The sequence below is a fragment of the Enterococcus sp. 3G1_DIV0629 genome, assembly GCF_002141285.1.
Taxonomy (GTDB): domain Bacteria; phylum Bacillota; class Bacilli; order Lactobacillales; family Enterococcaceae; genus Enterococcus_B; species Enterococcus_B lactis.
This window is the reverse complement of record NZ_NGLI01000001.1, coordinates 436,349-459,500: the sequence shown is the minus strand read 5'-3', so window position 1 is coordinate 459,500 and position 23,152 is coordinate 436,349. Positions and strand designations below refer to the sequence as shown.

General features: G+C 38.3%; 24 protein-coding genes and 1 riboswitch. Of the genes, 6 read left to right on the top strand and 18 right to left on the bottom strand.

Translation table 11 applies throughout. The annotated features are described in order from the left end of the window. Positions 1-268: 268 nt before the first annotated feature. Positions 269-589: a hypothetical protein gene (locus A5816_RS02285; protein WP_002291761.1), complete on the bottom strand. Its 321-nt coding sequence runs from the start codon at positions 587-589 to the stop codon at positions 269-271. A 292-nt stretch (positions 590-881) separates the two neighbouring features. Next, positions 882-2,000 (bottom strand): hypothetical protein, encoded by a 1,119-nt coding sequence (locus A5816_RS02280; protein ID WP_002294874.1) that lies wholly within the window; start codon positions 1,998-2,000, stop codon positions 882-884. Between the two features lie 232 nt (positions 2,001-2,232). Here A5816_RS02280 and A5816_RS16470 point away from each other — a divergent pair, with 232 nt between their 5' ends. The 3 genes from A5816_RS16470 (at position 2,233) to A5816_RS02270 (ending at position 5,100) form a co-directional block, all read left to right on the top strand. Then, entirely contained in the window at positions 2,233-2,355 is a 123-nt protein-coding gene (locus tag A5816_RS16470; protein ID WP_002291757.1) for a hypothetical protein, read from the top strand. A 117-nt stretch (positions 2,356-2,472) separates the two neighbouring features. Then, a complete protein-coding gene (locus tag A5816_RS02275; RefSeq protein ID WP_086310584.1) occupies positions 2,473-3,780 on the top strand; it encodes a serine hydrolase in 1,308 nt (435 codons plus the stop codon). Positions 3,781-3,900: 120 nt separating this feature from the next. Next, positions 3,901-5,100: a YdcF family protein gene (locus A5816_RS02270; RefSeq protein ID WP_086310583.1), complete on the top strand. Its 1,200-nt coding sequence runs from the start codon at positions 3,901-3,903 to the stop codon at positions 5,098-5,100. A gap of 28 nt (positions 5,101-5,128) precedes the next feature. Here the strand turns inward: A5816_RS02270 and A5816_RS02265 are convergent, their stop codons facing one another. The 4 genes from A5816_RS02265 to A5816_RS02245 form a co-directional block, all read right to left on the bottom strand. Next, positions 5,129-6,397 carry a voltage-gated chloride channel family protein gene (locus tag A5816_RS02265; RefSeq protein WP_086310582.1) on the bottom strand — a complete coding sequence of 423 codons (1,269 nt, stop codon included), beginning with the start codon at positions 6,395-6,397 and terminating at the stop codon, positions 5,129-5,131. Between the two features lie 55 nt (positions 6,398-6,452). Then, a riboswitch (Fluoride riboswitch) is annotated at positions 6,453-6,519 on the bottom strand. 41 nt (positions 6,520-6,560) lie between these two features. Then, positions 6,561-7,208: a FusB/FusC family EF-G-binding protein gene (locus A5816_RS02260; protein WP_086310581.1), complete on the bottom strand. Its 648-nt coding sequence runs from the start codon at positions 7,206-7,208 to the stop codon at positions 6,561-6,563. Positions 7,209-7,483: 275 nt separating this feature from the next. Beyond that, on the bottom strand, positions 7,484-7,987 hold the full coding sequence (locus A5816_RS02250; RefSeq protein ID WP_002291751.1) for an HD domain-containing protein: 504 nt from the start codon (positions 7,985-7,987) through the stop codon (positions 7,484-7,486). Positions 7,988-8,109: 122 nt separating this feature from the next. Continuing rightward, the gene (locus A5816_RS02245) at positions 8,110-8,874 is read right to left on the bottom strand and encodes an RNA methyltransferase (RefSeq protein WP_086310579.1); all 765 of its coding nucleotides are present in this window, start codon (positions 8,872-8,874) and stop codon (positions 8,110-8,112) included. A 107-nt stretch (positions 8,875-8,981) separates the two neighbouring features. On the opposite strand from A5816_RS02245, the gene A5816_RS02240 reads away from it, so the two are divergent. Further along, positions 8,982-9,257 (top strand): acylphosphatase, encoded by a 276-nt coding sequence (locus tag A5816_RS02240; RefSeq protein WP_002289551.1) that lies wholly within the window; start codon positions 8,982-8,984, stop codon positions 9,255-9,257. Positions 9,258-9,816: 559 nt separating this feature from the next. After that, entirely contained in the window at positions 9,817-10,767 is a 951-nt protein-coding gene (yidC, locus tag A5816_RS02230) for a membrane protein insertase YidC (protein ID WP_002291748.1), read from the top strand. A 45-nt stretch (positions 10,768-10,812) separates the two neighbouring features. Here the strand turns inward: yidC and A5816_RS02225 are convergent, their stop codons facing one another. The 12 genes from A5816_RS02225 to pfkB form a co-directional block, all read right to left on the bottom strand. Next, the gene (locus A5816_RS02225; RefSeq protein WP_086310578.1) at positions 10,813-11,214 is read right to left on the bottom strand and encodes a PTS sugar transporter subunit IIA; all 402 of its coding nucleotides are present in this window, start codon (positions 11,212-11,214) and stop codon (positions 10,813-10,815) included. 13 nt (positions 11,215-11,227) lie between these two features. Continuing rightward, positions 11,228-12,037, bottom strand: coding sequence for a PTS system mannose/fructose/sorbose family transporter subunit IID (locus A5816_RS02220; RefSeq protein ID WP_002311319.1), 810 nt, complete (start codon positions 12,035-12,037; stop codon positions 11,228-11,230). After that, positions 12,024-12,914 carry a PTS sugar transporter subunit IIC gene (locus tag A5816_RS02215; RefSeq protein WP_002311317.1) on the bottom strand — a complete coding sequence of 297 codons (891 nt, stop codon included), beginning with the start codon at positions 12,912-12,914 and terminating at the stop codon, positions 12,024-12,026. The genes A5816_RS02220 and A5816_RS02215 overlap by 14 nt, the downstream gene beginning before the upstream one ends. 12 nt (positions 12,915-12,926) lie before the next feature. Further along, positions 12,927-13,406 (bottom strand): PTS sugar transporter subunit IIB, encoded by a 480-nt coding sequence (locus A5816_RS02210; protein WP_024635520.1) that lies wholly within the window; start codon positions 13,404-13,406, stop codon positions 12,927-12,929. A gap of 176 nt (positions 13,407-13,582) precedes the next feature. Further along, complete coding sequence (locus A5816_RS02200; protein WP_086310577.1) at positions 13,583-14,524, bottom strand: hexose kinase; 942 nt, start codon at positions 14,522-14,524, stop codon at positions 13,583-13,585. Further along, positions 14,521-15,516 (bottom strand): tagatose-bisphosphate aldolase, encoded by a 996-nt coding sequence (lacD, locus tag A5816_RS02195; protein ID WP_086310576.1) that lies wholly within the window; start codon positions 15,514-15,516, stop codon positions 14,521-14,523. The genes A5816_RS02200 and lacD (A5816_RS02195) overlap by 4 nt, the downstream gene beginning before the upstream one ends. Continuing rightward, on the bottom strand, positions 15,509-16,705 hold the full coding sequence (locus A5816_RS02190; protein WP_086310575.1) for an SIS domain-containing protein: 1,197 nt from the start codon (positions 16,703-16,705) through the stop codon (positions 15,509-15,511). The genes lacD (A5816_RS02195) and A5816_RS02190 overlap by 8 nt, the downstream gene beginning before the upstream one ends. Positions 16,706-16,722: 17 nt before the next feature. Continuing rightward, entirely contained in the window at positions 16,723-17,451 is a 729-nt protein-coding gene (locus tag A5816_RS02185; RefSeq protein WP_002311311.1) for a GntR family transcriptional regulator, read from the bottom strand. Between the two features lie 441 nt (positions 17,452-17,892). After that, positions 17,893-18,867, bottom strand: a complete 975-nt coding sequence (gene lacD, locus A5816_RS02180; RefSeq protein WP_086310574.1) for a tagatose-bisphosphate aldolase — start codon at positions 18,865-18,867, stop codon at positions 17,893-17,895. Continuing rightward, complete coding sequence (locus A5816_RS02175; protein ID WP_086310573.1) at positions 18,864-19,322, bottom strand: fructose PTS transporter subunit IIA; 459 nt, start codon at positions 19,320-19,322, stop codon at positions 18,864-18,866. Before A5816_RS02175 ends, lacD (A5816_RS02180) begins: the two co-directional genes overlap by 4 nt. Further along, on the bottom strand, positions 19,319-20,782 hold the full coding sequence (locus A5816_RS02170; protein ID WP_086310572.1) for a PTS fructose transporter subunit IIC: 1,464 nt from the start codon (positions 20,780-20,782) through the stop codon (positions 19,319-19,321). The genes A5816_RS02175 and A5816_RS02170 overlap by 4 nt, the downstream gene beginning before the upstream one ends. Beyond that, positions 20,764-21,714, bottom strand: coding sequence for a 1-phosphofructokinase (gene pfkB / locus A5816_RS02165; protein ID WP_086310571.1), 951 nt, complete (start codon positions 21,712-21,714; stop codon positions 20,764-20,766). The genes A5816_RS02170 and pfkB overlap by 19 nt, the downstream gene beginning before the upstream one ends. A gap of 142 nt (positions 21,715-21,856) precedes the next feature. Between pfkB and A5816_RS02160 the strand changes: the two genes are divergently transcribed. Then, complete coding sequence (locus tag A5816_RS02160; protein ID WP_002302187.1) at positions 21,857-22,606, top strand: MurR/RpiR family transcriptional regulator; 750 nt, start codon at positions 21,857-21,859, stop codon at positions 22,604-22,606. Positions 22,607-23,152: the final 546 nt, after the last annotated feature.

Sequence of the window (23,152 nt, the reverse complement as noted above, 5' to 3'; positions counted from 1 at the left end):
CAGCGATTACATCAAGTGAAAAACCGAACTTTCTTAATGACAAACGTTCTATTGTTCAGATACCCCTCTTTCGACCCATTGCACCTCTTTAAACTAAAAAATTATTCTGTCTGACTATTTATTGTTTCTGTTTCACCGGTTGAGGATGGGGAAGACTCTTTAGTAGGTCTGATGTTCTCATGGTATTTCTGATAGCCTATGACAGTGACCAGAAGAACAAGGCAGACCAATACGATCAACGAGATTAATTTTTCTTTTTTGTTCATACCTATACCTCATAAATGACAGGATGATGCCCATCATATTTCTGAGCATGGGTAACAGCAAAAGCTGCAGCTGTTGAATGGAAGAAATGCCAGCAACTTTCGTAATCACATGACGGACAATACCAAAAATAGCCAAACCTTGGCTGCAAAGCCCGTTCTTCTGTTTCAGGGAACGCAGAATCAAACGCTGATGTCTGCGCATAAATATTTTTGTACATACGTGCGCCTGTGCTTAGAGAACGCTGTGTTTCTTCTGCAAAAACTGGTTGACTTGTTAAACTTAGGGATAGAGACAGCAAACACCATAACAGTCTTTTTTTCATAAAGACCTCCTTATCGATAAGTTTTTCCCAATTAAAATCATATCTCAAGAACGACCGTTATTTGCATTTCATTCATAAATGGTGTTTTTTGTATCATAATCGTCAAAAAAGAGGTCGTGACGATGTCACGACCTCTCCTTTAAACGGTGTTCCAGAAGTAGCTTCTTCGGAAATAAGCCGAAATTTCACAAAAATTTGAGAAATAATTTTCGTAAATCTCTTCTTATTTCTTGATGCAGAACAGCTTTTCCTCTCTAATACTCAGATCAAAACACTGATTTCACAACCTCTTTTAATAACGAAGAATCGCTGTCAGACTCTTTTCATCTGGCGCATCTTTTTGATCCAAAATAAACACTTTCCCACCATTAATAATCACATCGTCTGCCAAAGCATTCAGCACTTGACGCCGATCATATTCTGTTTCAGGATCTTCTCCGAAACCATCAGCTAAGTTTGACGTAGCGATAAACAAATGGGATACTTTTCCTTCTTTCGCAGCTGGAACGATATCAACTAACTGATCGATGAATTTCTTATCTAAAAGTTTATTGTACTCTTTTGATTCTTGGGCTGCTAATTCACTTGACAGCTTCTTCGCTCCTTCTTCGATATCTCTAAAGGATAGTTGTGCTGGAGAAGCAGAAATCGCAACGTCTGCACAATAGTAAGGATTTTTGGCGATTTTTTTGAACATCGTCTGATTTTCTGGTAGAGCGAATAAATAAATCGGCCATTGTTCAGGATTTTCGAAAGAATCCTTCAAGTACGTATCAACTGCTTGGTAATAGTTGACCCAATCGATCTCTACTTCTTCATCTTTTGGATTCACACCATGGAAAGTCACGCCATCTCGGGCACCGCCCCCTCCATTAGAAGAGAAGTTCAAACCGCCACCTGTCAGTTCAGATCCCAATGCAGTAACGACATCGACCGGTGCCCCTTCTGGTAGAGACACTTCTTTTACTTGTTTGTTGCTGACTTCATACAATTTCATGGAGTCGCGGTTCAATCCCAACAGATAATAGGAATAGTTGAACTGTCCATTTTTGATAATGGCCAGTAAATAAGGAAGATCACTTACATAATATTGATCGTCTACCGGGATACTCAAACGATGGATATAGGTTTGATCAGCAGTTATAATGACCGCTACACTCGTAGTTGCACTACGCCAAAACGAAGGATCTCCTAACAAATTTTCAATTTTTTCTTGGAACGGGGACCAGTCATGCTCGGAATATTTTTTTTCAAACCGTTTCTTTGCTTCTTTTGCAAAATTTTTGAATTTGATTTGATCTTTTTCCACATCTTGATGTGCGACATGCGTATTCAGCATGATCGTGACGAACGGTCCTTTAGCGCCTTCTGAAGTCAATTGTGACAATAGTTCTTTATCCTTTTTTGCCATAAACGTACCCCTCCTAAAAAAATCATTCCTTTGTGTCTATCTAAAGTCTACCACAACACTATTTTTCCATACAATAAAACGTATCTAAAAAAATAAAACGGTTTCTACAGTTGGATATTTTGCAATTTTTTTAAGTTATCTTCATAATTTCCTCAATTATTTGGGCACAGTCTTCAACTATTCTTCATGAAAGGCTGTTAGACTAAGAAAAAGAATAAAAGAGGTGGACCTTATGCATTTGATTATGATTTTTAGTTTATTAAGTATCATCAGCTTATTTGCTTTCAGCGCTTCCCGCTTATTAGAGGCGGAAACACAGCCTGTCCCTGTAAAAGTACGAAAAAATGACCGCTAACCTTTTCATAACGCGCGTTCTTATCCTAAAGTTTTTTTCAGAAACATTGAAACTCTCTTCCCTCTCTGATAAAATTTTAATTTGTAGCGAAACAAATTAAATACAAGGAGATCGGATATGTCCATAAAAAAAACACGTCTAGTCCTATTATTGGCTAGTCTCATTCTTTGCCTTGCTTCTTTTCTACCAGCTGTTGCTGTGCAAGCTGAAGATACTTTCAAAGTAAATGCAAAAGCAGCCTTTGCTGTAGATGCGCAAAGCGGTAAGATTCTTTATGATCAAGATGGAGAAAAAACCATGGGGATCGCTTCAATCACAAAAATCATCGGTCTTTACATCGTCCTTGATCAAGTAAAAGAAGGGAAACTATCATGGGATGATAAAGTTTCAATTTCAGATTATGCAGAAAATTTGAGTGTCACCCCAGATTTATCAAATGTTCCTTTGCATAAAGAAAATACCTACACCGTTAAAGAATTATTCGACTCTGCAATCATCCAGTCAGCCAACGCTTCAATGGTTGCCTTGGCAGAAAAAATCTCTGGCAGCGAAGCAAAATTCACTGAACGAATGAAAGAACAATTGAAAGATTGGGGAATCAAAGATGCAACGATCGTTAATGCATCAGGACTGAATAACTCTTATCTTGGCGAAAACCGACCAGAAGGTACTGGAGAAAACGACGAAAATCAAATGTCTGCTCAAGATGTGGCCATCGTGGCCCGTCATTTGATCTTGGATTTTCCAGAAATACTGGACGTATCTAGCACTACGACACAAATGTTTGGCGAAAACACGCAATCACCCGTGGAAATGGTCAACTGGAACTGGATGCTCCCAGGATTCGTGAATTATAAAGAAGGCGTGGACGGATTAAAAACTGGTACGACTGAGCTTGCAGGTGCCTGTTTCGTCGGTACGATCACTAAAAACGATCAACGAATCATCACTGTCGTATTAAATGCAGACGGCCATGCGGAAAACCCAAGTGCCCGTTTCAATGAAACAGCCCGCTTAATGGATTATTGCTACGACAATTGGTCAGAAAAAGAGCTTGGAAAAGCCAATGCAAGTATTCCTAGTCTAAAAACCATTGATGTAAAAGATGGAAAAGAATCAACAGTGCCCGTTGTGCTTAAAAGTCCTGTAAAAGTATGGGTACGGAACGACATGGATACTGGAAAATTAACAATCACACCAACTCTTGACAAAAAGCAAGTCACTGACAATGAGATCCAAGCACCTATGGATAAAGGGACAAAAATCGGTACCGCAACGATCACCTTGGCAGAGGATAAATTAGGTTATTTAGAAGACAACAACGCGCCATCCACAGAAATCATCACGGATAAAACCGTAGAAAAAGCAAATATTTTCGTTATTGGCTGGCGACGTGTCGCAGAATTTTTCGGCAACTTCTTTTAATTGAACAAAAAGAAAAAAGCATCTTTCCGTGAGAAAGATGTTTTTTTGCTTTTTCTAGTTTAAATAACAGCTTTTTTCATCTATTTTCGTTATACTGTATAAGAAAAAGGAGTTGAATTTATGAATCTAACCAGAGATCTGATTTTTTTGGTTCTCTATCTTATTGGGGTATTCTCCATCGTTTATTGGCGAAAACAGAAAAAGGATCCTTCCTTGTTCTTTTACAGCAGTACGTGGACATTTGCGGTAATCTTGACTTATTTTGTCGTGTTGGAAATTTTTTATTCGACCTTTTATTTTTTGATTCCCTTAGGTTTTTTCAGTATCTTTGCCTTTTCCTATTTTTCAGAAAAGCGAAGGCTGCTGAATGGTCTTTTATTCAATGTTTTCCTCATTAGTTTTGGCATCTACTTATTTGTCTTGCTATACGAAACACAAAATATTTTTCTTGGCGGACTGATTGCCTTGATCACGATCCCGTTACTGCTTGTCCTTCTATTCGGGATTTATGGATTGATCGTTTTTCTTTTTTGGAACGGTGTCACAGTTTTACGTAGAGAATCGCATTCATTAGCTAATCTTTTAACGTTGATACTAGCCATTTTTCTTACATTGTTTCTTGTTTTTGACTTTTTCTTGTTAAAATATTTGCCGCAATGGATAAATGCTTTGTTTTTATGTATTCCATTGATCTTGATCTATCTATTTATCGTATTCTACAACTTTTTGACTGTCTCATTCTTGTATCAGTTCAACCGCCCTCGATACAACCAAGACTTCATCGTTGTGTTAGGCGCCGGGTTGATCAATGGAGAAACAGTTTCTCCTCTTCTTGCCAAGCGAATTAATAAGGCAATTGCTTTTTATTGGGCACAAAGCCGTGCGACATTAAATCCGCCTATCTTATTAATGTCGGGTGGACAGGGAGCAGACGAAAAAGTACCAGAAGCAATTGCGATGAAACAATATGCCATGGAACAAGGAATTCCTGAAAGAGATATTCTTGTCGAAACCAATTCGACAACCACTTTGGAGAATATGCGCTATTCAAAGGAAATCATGGATCAGCAAATGAAAGGTCCCTATCGCGCAATCTTCAGTTCCAACAATTACCACATTTTCAGAGCTGGTCTCTATGCACGACAAGCGAAACTGAAGGCAAATGGTATTGGGGCAAAAACAGCTTTCTATTACTTGCCTAACGCGTTCTTAAGAGAATACATCGCCATCTTGATGATGAACAAAAAAAGACATATGATCATTTGCGGATTGCTTTTCGCAGGTTCCGCATTCTTATCACTGATCACTTTACTTTTCTAAAAAAAAACAAGGTGTGACAAAACATATGTCACACCTTGTTTTTTTCTTTTATTCTCTTGACGATTGGCAAGAATAGTATTCCTTTTTTGACGGCTACTTGCTGTGCAGAATAAATACCGCTGTTCCCTGAACACATAAAGCTGATCAAGCAGATCATAAAGAAGTAAACAGCAGCTTGTGAACCAAATAATTCGATTCCCATCACAAAACAGGCAATTGGTGTATTTGTCGCACCAGAAAATACCCCGATAAAACCCAATCCAGCAAGAAAAGGAACAGAAACATGGAGCAAAGGTGCTAGTGCTGCGCCAAGTGTTGCACCAATCTCAAACAGTGGTGTCACTTCTCCCCCTTGGTACCCCGCACCTAAAGACAAGACTGTGAAGAATAATTTCCCAATAAAATCATATGCATGTGCCTGTCCATTAAATGATTCCTGCAATAACGGAAGACTCAACCCAAGGTAACGTTGTGTTTGCAAAATCAACGCTGCGGCTACAACTACTGCTCCACCTATCGTATTTCGCCAAACAGGATGAGGAATCCATTGCGTATAACGTGCTTTTAAAAAGACGATCGAACGGCTGAATACCCAACCAATCCCACCAAAAGCAATCCCAGCAACAAAAACTTTGAAGAACAGCAACATATTCCATTCAGGAATCACACCCATTTGGTAATGTAGATGAGAAACACCATAGTTTTCCGTCATGAAATTTGCAAAAAGCGCAGCAAAGAAGCTAGGGAAGATCGCTTCTGTTCGGACTTTCCCGATTGCCAACACTTCTAATCCAAACAATGTTCCGGCTAAAGGTGTGCCAAATACAGAACTGAAACCGGCACTGATCCCGCTGATAATCAAAATCTCCCGTTCTGCTTTATCCAATCGGAACAAATGGGCTATATTATCAGCTAATGCTCCCCCCATTTGGACTGCTGTTCCTTCACGACCAACAGATCCCCCAAATAAATGAGTAGTGATGGTCCCAAACAAGGTCAATGGAATGAGCCGCAACGGGATGTTTTCTTCTCCTCCATTCCCTTGATCGATCACTAAGTTATTCCCACGACTAGAAAGACCGCCGTGATACGCATAAAGATAAGCAAAAAGAGCACCACTGACTGGTAGTAGATAAAGGAGCCAAGGGTGTGCTAGTCGGATATCTGTCACAAATGTCAGGCTATTTAAGAAAAAAGCAGACAAGCTCCCCATGAATACTCCCAGAATCGCTGTAATCACCAGCCACTTCAGCATGTACGCCAAAATACGCACTGGACTCGGTAATTGTTTTTCCATAAAAAATTCCTCCTCAAATAAAAAAACGCCTACTAAAGAAAGGGGCTGTCCCCAGACTTTAGTAGGCGTCATTAGCTATCTTACGTTAGCATTTAAAGGCGAACACCATCACCTATTCACTTCCATTAAAAGATAGCATACTTTTCTGTAAAAAACAATAAAATTATCGTTCTTTCTTTACACGTTCAGCAAATTCATAGAAAGGAGCTAATTTCGTTAACTGTTGATTACATTGGTCACTATCATGACAAATATAATTCCCCTTTTTCGTATACGTGCCATCAGAACCGGCTTTCGTTGTAGAAAGAAAGAGCGAAACATTCGATGTTTTCTGACAGATTGCACAGATTCCCTTATTAATCGTGGGTGATAAAGTACCGCTGATCCCTTTTAATTTTCCATCTTCGTAATAAACCATGAATTTTTTTTGTGTCCCTGGATCATTCCAACCGATGTACGTATGTGCTTGCAAGTCGATTTCGTTCCAAGCTGGTTGTTTGAGTTTTTTCACTTTTCGGAATAATTTATCGATTTGTGGTTTGCTCGGCTGCATAAACGGCTGGACGATTTGTTTCAGCTCCTCCAATGCTCGTTCTGCTTGCGTTTTTGTCAGTTTTATATCTAAAACTGTCGCTAAAAACGTATCGATTTCTGGTGGTTCGTAACCTAATACATCGCGAATCTTTTCAGCTGCTAGAGCCTGAACCGTTTGTACCGTTTTTGAGTCATTGACAGATGAGTACGCATTTAATAACTGATCAACTTCTCTTTTTATAAAAAAATATTGATATGGTTTCATTGTTTGTTCCATGATTTTAAAGTCCTTTCTTCTATCCAAAGTGCATACTTTGTAGAAAAAAGTGATCTTCTGCAAAGTATGTGTTACCTGAAGATCCCGGACTCTTTTAAATAAGATACGTTTTGCATCTTATCATCACCCCCTTTAATGTTCATTCTTCTATGTACATGATTCATTCGATAAATAAAAGTAAACTGTATCTTGACCAGATAGTCAACTGCAAACAGAAAAAACCGAGAAAATCGGCTAGATTTTCTCGGAATATGACCTATTATTGGTTTTACCTGTTAAATCGAAGATTCTTTTCCAAAGTAACGTTGCCATCTCTTACGCATACTTGCTGACATAGGCTGAGCGGCTTCTTTGACTGCGCAGTATTTGTCTACAAATGTTACGATATATCCTTCTTTGTACTTAGGCGGTGCGATCGTTGCGCCCCACATGTGCTTCAAAATGATATCTCGCTCAAGATCCGACAATTCGGTGATCTTTTCTGCATTCTTTACAGCGATTCTTGGATGGATATACGCATGTGTACCTTCATCAAATTTCGTCGTACGCCAATCATAGTAGAACAGATCATGCAAAAGTCCAGCACGCGCTGTTGCTTTAGCATTGCCACCCCATTTTTTTGCGAGCAGATAACTATAGTAAGAAACACTGATGGAATGCTCCAAACGAGTGGAATGAACATGCTGTGTGTAATTCGCTAATTTTTTCACTGCTTCTGTTTCTAAAAGATCTTCTACATAAGACATATATTCTTCGTCTTCACGCCATTTTTCTGTCATAATTATCGATCTGCCACCTTTTTGAATTTCATTTTCTTCTGAAATTGATCTAAGTATACCACCAGTGTTCGGATTATTCTAGTCGCCTTGGATAAAATAGCCAAAGCTTAATAGTTCCTTAATCATAAAGAAAAATGATAAAGAACAATCCCTGCCGCAACCCCAACATTCAATGATTCCGCATTTCCTTTCATCGGGATATATACGTTCTGATCAGTCAAAGACAAGATTTCCTGACTTACTCCCTGACCTTCGTTTCCCATGATTATTGCGAAGTTATTTGATTTTTCTACTTTGTCTAATGCGTGTGCTTCTTCATTTAATTCTGTGCCATACACTGTAAACCCTTTGTCTTTCATTAAAGGGATCACTTCTGTCAAATCTTTTTGCAACACAGGCAAATGATAATTGCTTCCCTGCATGCTCCGCAGCACCTTTGTACTATAAATATCTGCCGTTCCTTTGCCTAATAAAACACCAGCCATATCAAATGCATCTGCCGTACGGATCATCGTCCCTACATTTCCAGGATCTTGTACATTATCTAATAACAGCCAACCTCCTGAAAAATCTGGCGTGCCTTCAGCCGTTAACGCCATCACTGCTAAGATCCCTTGTGGTGTAGGTAGATCCGATACAGCATCCATGACCTCATCCGAAACTAGAAAAGTAGAAATCTCTTTGTTTGCGGCCAGCCAGTCTCCCCATTCTTTCATGCCTCGCTGTGTCACAAAAAGTTCTTTTATTTCTGCATCAGACGACGCAGCCTCTTCAATCAGATGGAACCCTTCCAAAAGATATTCTTCCTTTTCTTCCCGATATTTCTTTTTATGTAGTTTTTTTAATTCTTTGATTCTTGGATTTTTTGCTGATTGGATCTCTTTCACATTCCTCACCTCCCCATGATTATATCATGGAATAGGTGCTTGAGCTTGTTTCATCCTAAAAAAATCGGTATCATTAATTTATAAAATAGGAAAGAAAGGTGACGAACATGCGTAAAGTTAAAATGAACGTCCAAGGACGCGTCCAAGGCGTAGGATTTCGCTACATGACCAAGATGGTTGCTGATCAACTAGGCGTGACTGGAACGGTAAAAAACGAAGACGACGGCTCAGTCACAATCGAAGCAATCGGCAATGACGACATCATCCAGAAATTTATTGAAGAAGTCAAGAAATCTCCGAGCCCAAGTGGACGAGTGCAGTATGTGGATGTCCAAGAAGACCCGATGATTGAGGAACGAAAGAAATTTGATGTGGTGGGATAAGGTTGTTTTTGAGGCGCTTTGCCTCGAGTATTAAGGAGAAACATTTTCAAAATAGCTTCTCATATTTTGAAATGTAATGACTTAATACCGAGAGGCAGCTGATAAAACACCGTCAGTTAGGTTGTGAAAAAGCTGGTCTGCATCAAGCATTAAGAACAGGTTGTGAAAAATAGCTCTCCATATTTTTCAACAGGCTGGACTTAATGCCGTAGATGCAAGCTTTTGAACACCGTCAATAAGGTTGCGAAAAAGCTAGTCTGCATCAAACATTTCGGACAGCAGTGAAAAAGCTGATCTATCACTTGCAGTGAGTTCATTTGACTCCGCTTTTTCGGGCAGAATAAAAAAAGTTTTTAGTTTATTAAAATAAGAAAGAAACACTTGGAATCATCCTACTTTTTCCTAGTATTTCTTTCTTGATTTTTTGTCTTTTTTTCAAAATTTTTCGCTACGTAAAAGAACGAATATTTATATGAAATTTCTATGAAGTTGATTGAATTCCATGCGCTTTTTTAGTATAGTTAAGTTTGTGTAAAAATTATAGAAGAGGAAGTATTCTATGAATAAATGGAAAAACTGGTTATTGGGATCCGGACTTGTCAGTATCCTGCTCTTTTTATCTGGCTGTGTGCGGATGGATTCAAACGGAAACCCTGACACTTCGGGAATCGTTTATCGAGTACTCGTCCATCCTATGGGCCAAGCGATTACATATCTAGTTGAGAATTTCAATTGGTCTTATGGCTGGGCAGTTATTGCAATGACTGTGATCGTCCGTATCATCATCTTGCCACTAGGTATTAGTCAATCGAAAAAAACAATGATCCAATCTGAAAAAATGCAAGCGTTAAAACCACAAGTTGAAGCAGCACAACAAAAGCTAAAAGCTGCAACAACACGTGAAGAACAAATGGCAGCACAAGCAGAAATGCAGCAAGTATACCGCGAAAACGGATTGAGTATGACCGGCGGAATCGGCTGTCTGCCTCTATTGATCCAAATGCCGATCTTCTCTGCCTTATACTTTACGGCACGTTATACAGAAGGTATTCGGGAATCATCTTTCTACGGCATCGATTTAGGCTCACCAAGTATGGTGCTTGTTGCCATTGCAGGGGTCGCTTATCTGCTTCAAGGATATATCTCAACGATCGGTATTCCTGAAGAACAGAAAAAGACGATGCGTACGATGCTGATCGTCTCTCCTGCTATGATCGTCTTCATGTCGATCAGTGCGCCAGCCGGTGTTACACTTTACTGGGTAGTCGGTGGTGTGTTCAGCTGTCTGCAAACATTCATCACAAACGTTATGATGAAACCACGGTTGAAAGCACAAGTGGCAGAAGAGTTGAAGCAAAACCCACCAAAACAAGTCGTCACTCCAAGAAAAGATGTGACAGAATCAGCTAAACCAGCTGACAGCAAACAAGCAACCAAACAAATCAAGCAACCCAAAAACAGTACAAACAATAAAGGCCGCAATGCAGGAAAGCAGCAAAAGCGAAAATAAAAACATAGGACAAAAAAGATGAGAGCTAAGCCCTCATCTTTTTTGTTACTCTTCCTCTTCTGCTATTCCATTAATTAATTCGTTGACAAAGACAATGCTTTCACATCCTGCACGAACAAACTCGGGCTCTGAACCAATCATTTGTGAGTTGATAAATTCAATGACCATCGGAAGATTCATCCCAGCATAAAGAGTAAACTGTTGTCCTTCCATTATTAGTTTAGAAATGATATTTGCAGGTGTACCGCCTAAAAGATCGCATAGTACCACAAAATCATTTAACGAATCTGTGACAGTGAGAAACTTTTGCTTGTATGTCTCAGTGCCATCTTCTGGTAATAAAGGTAACGTGTAGATATCCTTTTGAGGCCCCATGATCATTTCTGTACTTTTTTTCAATTCCTCACAAAATTTTCCGTGACTAATCAATACCAATTGTCTACTCATTTTTCGCTCTCCCTTATTTCGAAATCACACCCAATGCAGATAAAGCAACACACACAATTAATACGATAAAAATCGCTCGAGTAGGAGTCATATTTTTCTTTCCTAACAACCAATAAACACCGCCGACGATCCCAGCGGGTAAAATTTTAGGTAAGATCATATCGATATAGTTTTGCATATTCAATGTCACGTCGCCAATCGTTGGTGCCCATGAAAATTTAACATTGATCATTGTCGCAACTAATGCCCCTACCATGAATACCCCTAATAAAGTGGCTGCGTCCGTTAATGCAGTTAAGCGAGATTGCATAGTAGTAACTAAGGAAATTCCTTCTTTGTATGCAAATTCAAGTTGCTTCCAACGAAAAACCATGACAACGATCTGAGCAAAAATCCATATAAACACACCTATCGGATTTCCATCAGTTGCCATATTCGCCGCCAAAGCCCCAAAAATCGTTGGAATCAAAGCAGCAAATACGGAATCTCCAATCGCTGCAAAGGAACCCATCAATCCAGCTTTCAGCCCCGATACGGTTTCCTTGGAAGCAATTCCTTCTTTTTCTTCCATTGCAAGATCAATCCCAGTAATGATTGTATTAAAAAAATTAGAAGTATTAAAAAATTGCGTATGTGTTTTCATCATCTCTTTTAATTCTGGTGTGTTGTCTCCATATATTTTTCTTAGTTGTGGCAAGATAGTATATAAATAGCCAGAACCCTGCATTCTCTCATAGTTCCAACCTAATTGAAAAGTGAACAAACTTCTTCGATTGATTTGCTTAAAATCTTCTTTTGTTAATTTGTAATTAGATTTCGTCATCTTCGATTTCCCCCTCAACAGAATGTGATGGCTCACTAGCTAATGGTTGATGGTCTTTGTTTTGATCATTCTTATAACTGATCATTGCTAGTGCTAGACCAATCAATGCTACAGCAAGCATCGGCAGCGAATTGAAAGTTGCCGGAAGATCTTTAACAACGCTTGCCACACTTGTTCCTAATAATTGAACATTAGAGAATAACGTTGCTAATAATGCCGTGATCGTAAATCCTAAAATAAGATAAGAAAGATGTTTTTTTACTGGTAAATAGCGCAGAAGAATGGCAAACCCAACAGCTGGTAAAACAGCTCCTGCTACTGAGAGCCCATCGCCTAGCCATTTTAGATTCCCGTTTAAAACAGAAACAACATTTTCAACTAATCCACCACCAAATGCTAAAGCTAAAAATACAGGAATCATACGAGAGAGCGACCAAGGTAAAGCTCCCATTAAGAAATTGCGTTCGATTGCTTGATAATTCATGTCTTCTACGTGACGGTCAATACGATGGGCAAAGTATGTGTTAGCGAATCTAGCTAAAATATCCAATTGGATCATTAAGCTTGCTACAGGCACTGCAATAGCAGCAATCGCTTGTTCTGGATTCATTCCAAGAGAAATCGAGAAGGCAGTTGCTAAAATAGTCCCAGAGTTGGCATCTATTTTTGATGCGCCTCCAAACGTCCCCACTCCTAAAACTGTCAACTGCATACTGCCACCAATAATCAAACCTGCGTTTAAATCACCCATTACTAAACCTGCATATAACCCTGCAAACACTGGCGCACTCATTGAAGAATAGATCTGTAATTCATCTAAAATTTGATAACCTGCATATAATGTTAATAATAAGATCTGCCACCATTGAATATCCATGGATCATTCCTCCTATTTGATTAAAAGATTCATAAAGTCTTCTGCTTTATCGTTTGGTACCATTTGAGCAATTAAATGTATACCAAGCTGATCTAATTTTTTAAATACTTCGATATCTGCATCTACCACATTGATTGATTTTGTAATGGACCGTGTTTCATTCGTTTGTGACATATTCCCCACATTTACTTCTTTGATAGGAACTCCTTTTTCTACTAAAGATAAGATTCGATCTGGCTTTTTTGCTACGATCAATACTCGTTGAGAGTCATATTTGCCAGCTAAAATATTTGTTGCTGCTTTTTCAATTGGCAAAATGCTTAATTTTACCCCTGCTGGAGTCGCTAACTTCAATCCACTTTTTTCAATTGTGTTTGTGGCTACCTCATCATCCACGACCATGATTCGACTAATATTCAGCTTCGTTGTCCAAAGATTTGCTACTTGTCCATGTATCAAACGTCCATCGATTCTTACACCAATAATTGCCATCATGCATTCTCCTTATCTATTTTTTCTATTAGTTGTTCAATTAAATCTGTGACATCATCAAATATCCCTTCTGTTTCAAAGATAACGTTTTCATTTTTTTCTTTCTTATATTTCATTTTTAAGCCAAGAACAAATTCCCTCCCAACTAAAGAAAACGCTTTCTTTTACATTTAAGTTCATTTGATTTTCTTAACTTGAATGTGTTTCATCAACATCGTAACGTTCATAGGGTCGATCCAGCCAGTTTTCTCTTGTTGCGCGTTTGCCATGCCGCAAGCCATAGAAAATGCGAGAATCTCTTCGTTTGATTGCCTTTTTGATAACGCATTGGCCAATCCTGCAAGGGTCGCATCACCTGAACCAACAGGATTAACAACTGATATTTTAGGAATAATGACTTCGTAAAAACACTGAGCAACTTTTGCCACAGCACCTCTCTCTCCTAAAGAAACAACAACCCATGGCACTCCTTCAAATATTGGATGAGCTAATAAGGACTGAATTTTTTCTAATTGAATCGAAGAACAGATACGTTGGCCAATCAGTTCTCCTAGTTCTTCCAGATTGGGCTTGATAAGTAGTGGCTTCTCCTTACCTTTCAATACTTCAAGCAAAAATTTACCAGAAGTATCTAGTAATATGTCTTTCCCTTTTTTATCAGCTAAAGCAACCAATTGCTTATAGTAATCAAGAGGACATCCTTGGGGTAAACTTCCTGAGATTGTCATAATATCTGATATTTCGAGGAGCTGCTTAAAATGATCGGTAAATGTCTGTTGTTCTTTCTTTGTTATGAAGGGGCCTTGTTCCAAAAGCTCTGTTTGTCTCGAACCATGCAGGATAGCAATAGAATCTCTTGTCTCTCCTTTAATTGGAACAAACTGATGCATGATCCCTAACTGATCTAGCTGGTTCTTTAGATACTCACCGTGCTGGCCACCTATTAAACCAGTAGCTATCACCTCTTCTCCTAATAAATTTAGAACCCTCGCCACATTCACTCCTTTTCCTCCCGCTGTTTTATTGACTGTTTCAACTCGATTGACTTTGTCGAGGTTTAATTCTTCAACTGTATAAGCGATATCGATGGAAGGATTCAAGGTAACTGTCGTAATCATTTCATCTTCACCTTTTTGCTTTTTGTTTTATTGAACCAAGGGGTAGCGGTTTCATTTATTACTTTATTTAAAGTCTCGATGTTTTCTCTCCCATTTGTTCTTAACCAATGAATAGCTCCGTCTTTTCCATTTTCGACGTATGCTTTGACCCCATCTTTCCATGTCGCACGTCCACACAATACACCATTGAATGTGGAACCCGATTTATGAGCAAAAATCAGTGTTTGTTGAAATAATTCTGTTGAAACACCCCCGCTCAAAAAAATGAATGGTAATGGAGTCGCTTCACTTTGCTCCTTAAAGAAGGCGGCAGCCTCTTCTTTGCTGTGAATAAATTCACCTGTGGAATAGCCATTCACATAATTCATATTGACAGGTACTTCTACTTTCAATACATCAACTTTATATTTTGGATCAGAAAATTCTTTCATCATCTCAATAACTTTGTGGGGCTTGACTTTTGCATACTCGGGAGAAGAACTATCGCTTATTTGTGCGTCATAAGAAACTAATTCCAAATAGAAGGGACGATTTTCTCCTTCACACTCACTACCTAAACGTTCGATAAACACATGCTTCAAATGATTGATTTCGGGTGCTTCATCAACATCGTAGTAAAGTAAGAATTTTACTGCATCCGCTTGCTGTTCTTTCAATCTGAGAGAAGACCAATCCGCTAATAGATCAGGTAGACGACCAGGCGTAGTTGTGTCATAGCCGGTTTTCTCATAAGCTAACAATAACCCCGTCTCTTTTGCTCTGACTTTTGCTGCTGGCAATCCATATTCCGGATCCAATAAAATAGCAGAAGCATAGGGTGTTAGCTCAGCTGATACTAGTTCTTTGAATTCACTGATTTGGTCTTCACTTGGCTCTTTTCCCAACGATTTGATCATTTTTTTTAGAGCACCACGCTGATCGATCGCTAATGCACTAATAATTCCATCTTTTGTTGATAGTCTCTCCATTGCCCTATTTTTTTCTTCATTCATCTGTCATTTCTCCTTCGGTTTCATATTTATGAATGATGACGCCCTTGACTACTCGATTGACCGTGCCTGTTGGAGATGGTGTATCTGGTTTATTAGCTACTTTGATTGAAGTATAGAGTGCAATGATTTGTGCAGTCACAATCATTGCTAATGCAAGATAGGCATCGGGCAATTTACTCACCGAGTCTTCCAATAGCACAGTCATACCTGAGAAATCAATAGTACCCGGTTGCGCAATCGCAATGACATTGGCAGTGACCCGATCTTCTTTTATTTCCTCTAAAATATCTAAGTCATAATTTCGCGTATATGGTTGATTGCTCACAAAACCTACAACGAGTGTCTCACTATTTAAAAAAGACTTTGGTCCATGACGGAACCCCATCGAAGAATCAAAAATTGTAGCAACTTTACCTGCTGTTAATTCTAAAATTTTTAATTGTGCTTCTCTTGTCGCACCTGCCAAACTTCCTGACCCCAGATAAGCGATCCGTTCAAAAAAATCAGGTAATAACTTTTGAATTTCTTGATCTCTTGAAAGAAGATCTTGACCGATTGTAACTAATTGTTCAAGATATCTTTCTTTTTTCTCCATTGCTGTTTGATCAAAGATCCATAAAGCACTCAATAACATACACGTAAAACTTCCTGTCATAGCAAAACCTGCATCGTTTGCTCTCTCTGGCATCAATAACAGATAATTCTGTTTATCATCCTGTGCGTTTTTTGCCAACATCCCCTCTTCAGCACAAGTAATCGTCAAATGAAACAATGTTTCAACTTGTTCATTTGCAATTTGCACAGCCGCTACACTTTCTGGACTGTTGCCACTGCGAGCAAATGAAACTAATAAAGTCGGTTCATTTGGAAACAAAAATTCTTTTGGTGAAGCTACAATATCTGTCGTGCCAAAACTGTGGAAGACAAAAAACTGATTGTCTCCATGTTCATTTAGATAGGGTAAGAGCGTATCCCCAATATATTGAGACGTTCCTGCACCCGTAAAAATAACACGTATTCTTCTTCCGTTTGCTTCTTTTTTTATTTGATCAAAAAATAGAGCTAAATTTTCTTGGCTTTGCATCAATCTATCGATTGTTTCTTTCCAGAGATCTGGTTGTTGTTTTATTTCTTGTGTCGTGATTGCTGCACCTATTTGTTTTAATTTGTTCTTCGATAGCTCAAACATGTTGTTCTCCCTCTCAATCATTTTCGGATATGCCGAATTTTATAATGAAACTGGTCCGCTCTTGCTACACTATCCGTATATTCGATAATCTCATTTTTCACGTTATAGGTTATCCTCGTCAGATGTAAGACGGGAGCGCCATCAGCGATTCGTAGCACAACAGCATCTTTTTTTTGCACAATACTTGCATAAAACTCTTCATCAGCTAATTGAACTTGTTGTTCATAATCCTGTGAAAACACATCATACAACGGTTTACTTTCAAGTAACGGCAAATCAAGTCCCATAAATAGTTTCGCCGGTAGATAAGAACGCTCAACCATCAATGGCTCTTCATCTGCCAAACGCAATCTTTTAAGTTTAAATACAGTTTCACCTAAATGGATGTTCAAATTCTTAGCAATTCTCTTATTAGCTTCCATTTGTCTAAATTCTAAAATGACCGTCTTAGGGACGCGCCCTATTTCGCGCATTTCTTCTGTAAAGCTATACGCTCCAGCTAAGTTCGATGACTTATCAGACAAATCAGAGACATAGGTACCTTTTCCATGTCTTCGGTAAATATAACCTTGATTTTCCAATTCCTGTAAAGCCAGACGTACGGTGGTACGACTCACCCCATAGTGTTGACAAAGTTCTCTTTCAGATAACAGCTTATCATGCGGAGTCATCTGTGTTTCGATACGATCCTTCAATAAATCAACTAGTTGATAATACAATGATTTTCCTTTATTTGAGCTCTCCATAAAAATTACCTCTTCTTTACTGGTTATAACCACAACACAAGAATAGTGAATTCTTAATCATTTGTCAAAGGTTTTTTAGACTAAAAAAGCTATTATAACAACGATCCGAAGTTTTATAGTTTGAATAGACAAAGATACCTTAAAAATACAAGTTACCAATAAAAGAACAGAAAAAAAGACGAACCACATAAGCGATCCGTCAAAATGGACTAACTTATCAAGCAGCGTAATCCACATTAATCCCTATGATATTCCTACAACTATCGTTTTATTACTTCCAATATCATTTACAACAATCAAAAATAGCTTATTAATGACAAACGTTATTAATAGTTTTAGATAACTTTTGCAGTTTTATACTTTTTTTCTATAAAATTTGACAAACATTTTTTTAAATAACTAATTATTTTTTCGAATCTGTCACTCAGACAATCCTTTTTCTTACTTCTTAACATAAATAGATGTCGCTGTTTCTTCTAATAGTGTACTTAATTCTTTAATATTTTGTTTTCCTTCTTCTAATATCCAACTACTCGCTTTTTCTTCGCCTTCGGTAACAAAAGGTGCTACTCCCTTCGCCCATGTTGCTCGTCCACATAAGACACCATTGAATGTCGAACCTGATTGTTTTGCAAAACGCAATGTATCTTGAAATAGTGCAGCGCTGACTCCCGCACTTAAAAAAATAAACGGTTGTTCAGTCACTTTCGATTGTTCATAGAAATACGTGGATGCCTCTGCTTGACTATAACAAGTCTCTTGCCCATATCCTTCCACAAATCTCATATTCACTGGCACTTCTACTTTCAATACATCCACTTGATAACGTTCTTTTGAAAATTCTCGCATGGCTTCAATAACTTTATGCGGTTTTACTTTTGCGTAGTCCAGAGAAGACGGATCGCCAATAGTTGCATCATAAGAAAGGATCTCTAAAAAGAAAGGTATGCCTTCTGCTTCGCATTCTGAACCAATCCGTTCTATAACTATTTGTTTTTGCACATTAATCTCTACTGGTTCATCAACGTCATAGTACAATAAAAATTTACAAGCATCCGCACCCACTTCTTTTAACCTTTTCACTGACCAACTATTCAATAAATCTGGTAGTCGGCCCGGCATTTTCGCATCATAGCCGGTTTTTTCATAAGCTAGCAACAAGCCACATCCTTTCTCTCGAAGCGCTGCTGCAGGCAGACCATATTCTGGATCGAGTAAAATAGCGGAAGCATACGGAGTCAGGTACTGAGAAACCATCTGTTTAAATTGGATGATATCTTCTGATGTAGCTTCTTTATATTGGTTGATCATTTTCTTCAAAGCACCACGCTGGTCAATAGCTAACGCGCTAATAATTCCAGCTTCATCCGTCAATCGCTTCAAACGTTCCTGTTTTTCTATACTCATTTTCTTCATATATCTTCACCTATTTCTTTAGTTAATATTGCGGCTATTTCTGTTTTTGATTTTGCTGCTCTCAACTGTTCTGTAACCTCTTTTCGCATCAATGATCGTGCAACGAGAGACAATAATTTCAAATGAGTCGTTCCTGCTTCTGAATCTGGGATAAATAACGAAAAAATAAAATCAACTGACTGTCTATCTAAACTGTTCCATTCAATTCCTTTGTTCAGTGTGACGATAATCAAACTAGGTTCATTGATTGTATGAGACTTCGCATGAGGGATAGCAAAACCTGACATTATTCCTGTAGTGCCTTCTTTTTCTCTTTCTAGAAGTTTTTGATATACTTCTTTTTCGTCATGAGCGATTCCTAAACAGAATGTTTGCTTTGCTAAAAACTTAAATGCTTCTTCTTGACTATCTAATGGCTGTTGTAAAAAAATGTTCTCTTCATGAATGATTGTCATGATAAGCCTCCTGCTCTTCCTTCTTCGATAACTGTACGATTTGCTGCTTTATTATCCATCTTCTTGTCTTTATCAGTTACTCTTTTCTTTTGGATCAAACCTAGTATCACTCCACCAACGATCGAACCAATAAGAATCGCTGTAACCCATTGGATTTTTCCCGTCACTACAGGTAACACTAAAAAACCGCCATGTGGGGCTGGTACTTGGACACCAAACAGATAAGTCAAGACAGCAGCAATTGATGAGCCTAACATCATCGTTGGTAATACTCGGATCGGGTCTTTCGCAGCAAACGGAATAGCTCCCTCCGTAATATGAGTTGATCCTAAAATAAAATTAACCAAACCTGCATTACGATCATTAGTATCAAAATATTTACCAAACAATAAAGTTGCAAAACCAGTAATCAACGGTGGTGCAATGCAAGCTGCTGACACGCCAGCCATAAAAGTCGTGTTTCCCTGTGCCAAAAGAGCTGTACCTGTTACATATGCCGCCTTATTAATCGGTCCTCCCATATCAAACGCACACATGCAACCAACAATCACGCCAAGAACAAGTGGATTCGAATGTTCAAATCCAGCTAAAAAGCTCATCATTCCTTCATTTATAGCCTTCATTGGACCCGCCAACAAAGACATCACGATGCCAATAAACGCTACACCAATAACTGGATATAAGAAGATTGCCTTCAAGCCATCTAGTTGTTTAGGTAAAATTGTCAGTAGCTTTTGCAAAAATAAGATAAAATAACCTGCTAAGAACCCAGCTAAAATACCTCCTAAAAATCCAGTACCGCCATTCATGGCCACGATTCCACCAATAAATCCAACGACTAACCCTGGACGTTTCGCGATCCCTTCTGCAATATAAGCTGCTAAAACTGGAACCATCATCCCCATTGCTGCATCGCCAACCGTTTTTAACATCGCCGCTGTAGCATTATATTGTGCATGGTCTGGATCAAAAGAATAGATTCCCCAAACGGCAAATGAAATAGCAATCAATACTCCGCCAGCTACCACGAAAGGCAACATATGAGAGACACCATTCATCAAATTTTTATAGATGCTGCGACCAAAATTAGCACCACTTATCGTTTCTGATTCTAAAGTATCAACAGCTTCATTATCTGCTAAGATGGTCCCTTTTCCTGCCAATGCTTCGTCAATCAGCCGTTGTGCATCCTTGATTCCTGTACTGACAGAAACATCAATGACTCGTTTTCCCGCAAATCTTTCTGAATGGACATCTTTGTCTGCGGCAATAATGACAGCATCTGCCTGTTTGATTTCTTCAGCCGTTAATTCATTCTCGATCCCAATTTGTCCATGGGTCTCCACTTTGATCGTGATGCCTTTTTTCCTAGCTGCTTGCTCTAATGCCTCTTGCGCCATGTAGGTGTGCGCAATTCCTGTCGGACAACCGGTTGCTGCAATTAGTTGATATTTTCCCATCTTTCGAACCTCTCTTCCTTGATTTTGATTTGTTTACTTAATTCCTCCACATCCAAAAAATCAGTCAGTCCTTTACGAAAAGCAGTCGAGCTGCCTGCTGCTATGCTTTTACGTAACGTTTCATCAAGCGGTCGTCGATTCATGTATCCTGCTAAAAAAGTGCCTAACATGGCATCACCTGCACATGCTGTATTGACGACTTTTCCTTTTGGCGAGTTTCCCCGAACCACCCTGTCTTTCGTAAAAAGAATCGCTCCTTTCTCACCGAGGGATAACAAAACATTTTCTGCTCCTGACTCTACTAGTCGTTGTCCATAAACAAAGTAATCTTCATCTGTAACCATTTTTCGTCCGAACCAAAAAGAAAGTTCTTCCTCGTTCGGTTTCAACAAAAATGGTCGATAGGGCAAACAATCCATGACCTCTTGATCACTACTATCAATAATCAAATGAATCCCCTTTTCCTGACAAATCCGACTGATTTCCACTAAAACCTTCGGAGACATTCCTCTTGGTAAGCTCCCAGAAACACAAAGGTAATCCTCTGCTTGTAATGCTCTTATTTGATTTAAAAAATTATGGACAGCTGCCTGCGGTATTTCAGGTCCTTGATTCACTAATTTGTATTCTTCTCTCGTTTGATTGACTTGTGTAAATACATTGATACGCGTCATACCAGGCACTTCAATAAACTCTGTATGGATTTGTTTCTTCTGTAAATAGTCTTCTATATATTTTCCTGTGAAACCAGCAGAAAAACCTAATGCCGTACTTGGGAAATCTAGCATCTTTAATACTAGTGACACATTCACCCCTTTTCCGTTTGCCTGAATGTCATCCTCTTTTGTGCGGTTTACCATAAAAGGATGCATCTCTTCTGTTTCAATAAATAGATCAATTGCCAAATTCATCGTGCATGTGTAGATAGACATAACCAATGACCTCCTTGACTCTATTATGAAATACGCGAAAGAGAAAATGTTTTCTTAATCGTTCCAACACAAAGAAAACCTTTACATTTATAAACACCTCGTGCTATTTTTTAACTAACTTTTGGTGAAAGAAGGAAAGAATATGGATCACAAATTAAGTGAAACAGAACAGTACCTCTGGAACTTTATCGAACACCACATCCTAGAGATCCCTAACTACTCCATCGTGAAACTAAGTGAACAAGCAAATGTCTCAACAGCCACCATTGTGCGGACAATGAAAAAGAAAGGCTATGAAGGATTTACTTCGTTTAAGCACCATCTAAAAGAAGGAGAAAACAAGAACATCAATTTTTCTTTCTTAGATAAAGTAGACAAAGGTATCCGTCGAGCCATTCTAAAAAATGAACAAGAAGTGGTACGTACGATCAATATGTTGGAAATCGGGAACATTGAAGATGCAATACAAAGAATCAAATTTGCTGACCGGGTTTTTGTCTTTGCACGAGGATTTTCAGAAATGATTGGTCAAGAGATGCTCGTAAAACTTCAATTAACAGGGAAAAATTGTCAAATGCATACCGATCCAGAAATCATCAAAAGCATCAGTCGAAAACTAACTAAGAAAGACAGCGTTATTTTTGTTTCTTTGAACGGCGAGACAAAAGAACTCGTCACCGCCGCAAAGAATTGCTATGATGCAGAGATTGGTTCGATTCTAGTTACAGCCAATCATTCCTCTACACTCAAAGATTATTGCGAGATAAATCTCGTAGGTTTCAAATCAGAAGGTTCTTATTTCCCTGATTATGAAGTACGTTCACGCTTGCCTCTCCAGATCATCGCGAGAATTCTGCTCGATGCCTATGTATTGCGTATGGGGGAGAATTGAGGGTATTTGATTTGCGATTGATAACGATTGCAAATAATGGGATTAACAACACTATGAAAAAATCTATTAAATTAATTTTTAAACACTACAATTTAAAATTGATAAAATACATCAATATCATTTTTATTTATATAGAAAATTAGTAGGAGATCAAAAACTTCCTAAATGATTAAGAGATTGTAAAATAATTTATGAATGAATAAATATATACCATACGCACCATGTAAAACATTATAATTTTCCAATACCACACTGAGAAGTACTCACATATATTAATGTTTTTCATATATTTTTCATAATCAATAGCTTAAATGTCCTATAAAATAGTTTTCTGTCTCTAAAAAAAAATTAATATCTCACTACTTATATACCTGCAATTACTAAAAGAGAACACAACGCTAAAAACTAAACAGTAATGTTAAAGTATGCTTTACTTCAAATTCGGATAATAAAACTGCTAAATGATTACCTAAATTGTTATCTGAGCTATAACTATTAGAATTTGCTATGTACTATTAAAAGCTTGAGATTCAAAACATTTACCAC

What these genes read in the sequence shown, in the direction of transcription:
- A5816_RS02285 (WP_002291761.1), bottom strand. Translation starts at nt 589, where the DNA reads ATGAAAAAAAGACTGTTATGGTGTTTGCTGTCTCTATCCCTAAGTTTA.
- A5816_RS02280 (WP_002294874.1), bottom strand. Translation starts at nt 2,000, where the DNA reads ATGGCAAAAAAGGATAAAGAACTATTGTCACAATTGACTTCAGAAGGC.
- A5816_RS16470 (WP_002291757.1), top strand. Translation starts at nt 2,233, where the DNA reads ATGCATTTGATTATGATTTTTAGTTTATTAAGTATCATCAGCTTATTT.
- A5816_RS02275 (WP_086310584.1), top strand. Translation starts at nt 2,473, where the DNA reads ATGTCCATAAAAAAAACACGTCTAGTCCTATTATTGGCTAGTCTCATT.
- A5816_RS02270 (WP_086310583.1), top strand. Translation starts at nt 3,901, where the DNA reads ATGAATCTAACCAGAGATCTGATTTTTTTGGTTCTCTATCTTATTGGG.
- A5816_RS02265 (WP_086310582.1), bottom strand. Translation starts at nt 6,397, where the DNA reads ATGGAAAAACAATTACCGAGTCCAGTGCGTATTTTGGCGTACATGCTG.
- A5816_RS02260 (WP_086310581.1), bottom strand. Translation starts at nt 7,208, where the DNA reads ATGGAACAAACAATGAAACCATATCAATATTTTTTTATAAAAAGAGAA.
- A5816_RS02250 (WP_002291751.1), bottom strand. Translation starts at nt 7,987, where the DNA reads ATGACAGAAAAATGGCGTGAAGACGAAGAATATATGTCTTATGTAGAA.
- A5816_RS02240 (WP_002289551.1), top strand. Translation starts at nt 8,982, where the DNA reads ATGCGTAAAGTTAAAATGAACGTCCAAGGACGCGTCCAAGGCGTAGGA.
- yidC (WP_002291748.1), top strand. Translation starts at nt 9,817, where the DNA reads ATGAATAAATGGAAAAACTGGTTATTGGGATCCGGACTTGTCAGTATC.
- A5816_RS02225 (WP_086310578.1), bottom strand. Translation starts at nt 11,214, where the DNA reads ATGAGTAGACAATTGGTATTGATTAGTCACGGAAAATTTTGTGAGGAA.
- A5816_RS02220 (WP_002311319.1), bottom strand. Translation starts at nt 12,037, where the DNA reads ATGACGAAATCTAATTACAAATTAACAAAAGAAGATTTTAAGCAAATC.
- A5816_RS02215 (WP_002311317.1), bottom strand. Translation starts at nt 12,914, where the DNA reads ATGGATATTCAATGGTGGCAGATCTTATTATTAACATTATATGCAGGT.
- A5816_RS02210 (WP_024635520.1), bottom strand. Translation starts at nt 13,406, where the DNA reads ATGGCAATTATTGGTGTAAGAATCGATGGACGTTTGATACATGGACAA.
- A5816_RS02200 (WP_086310577.1), bottom strand. Translation starts at nt 14,524, where the DNA reads ATGATTACGACAGTTACCTTGAATCCTTCCATCGATATCGCTTATACA.
- lacD (WP_086310576.1), bottom strand. Translation starts at nt 15,516, where the DNA reads ATGAATGAAGAAAAAAATAGGGCAATGGAGAGACTATCAACAAAAGAT.
- A5816_RS02190 (WP_086310575.1), bottom strand. Translation starts at nt 16,705, where the DNA reads ATGTTTGAGCTATCGAAGAACAAATTAAAACAAATAGGTGCAGCAATC.
- A5816_RS02185 (WP_002311311.1), bottom strand. Translation starts at nt 17,451, where the DNA reads ATGGAGAGCTCAAATAAAGGAAAATCATTGTATTATCAACTAGTTGAT.
- lacD (WP_086310574.1), bottom strand. Translation starts at nt 18,867, where the DNA reads ATGAAGAAAATGAGTATAGAAAAACAGGAACGTTTGAAGCGATTGACG.
- A5816_RS02175 (WP_086310573.1), bottom strand. Translation starts at nt 19,322, where the DNA reads ATGACAATCATTCATGAAGAGAACATTTTTTTACAACAGCCATTAGAT.
- A5816_RS02170 (WP_086310572.1), bottom strand. Translation starts at nt 20,782, where the DNA reads ATGGGAAAATATCAACTAATTGCAGCAACCGGTTGTCCGACAGGAATT.
- pfkB (WP_086310571.1), bottom strand. Translation starts at nt 21,714, where the DNA reads ATGTCTATCTACACATGCACGATGAATTTGGCAATTGATCTATTTATT.
- A5816_RS02160 (WP_002302187.1), top strand. Translation starts at nt 21,857, where the DNA reads ATGGATCACAAATTAAGTGAAACAGAACAGTACCTCTGGAACTTTATC.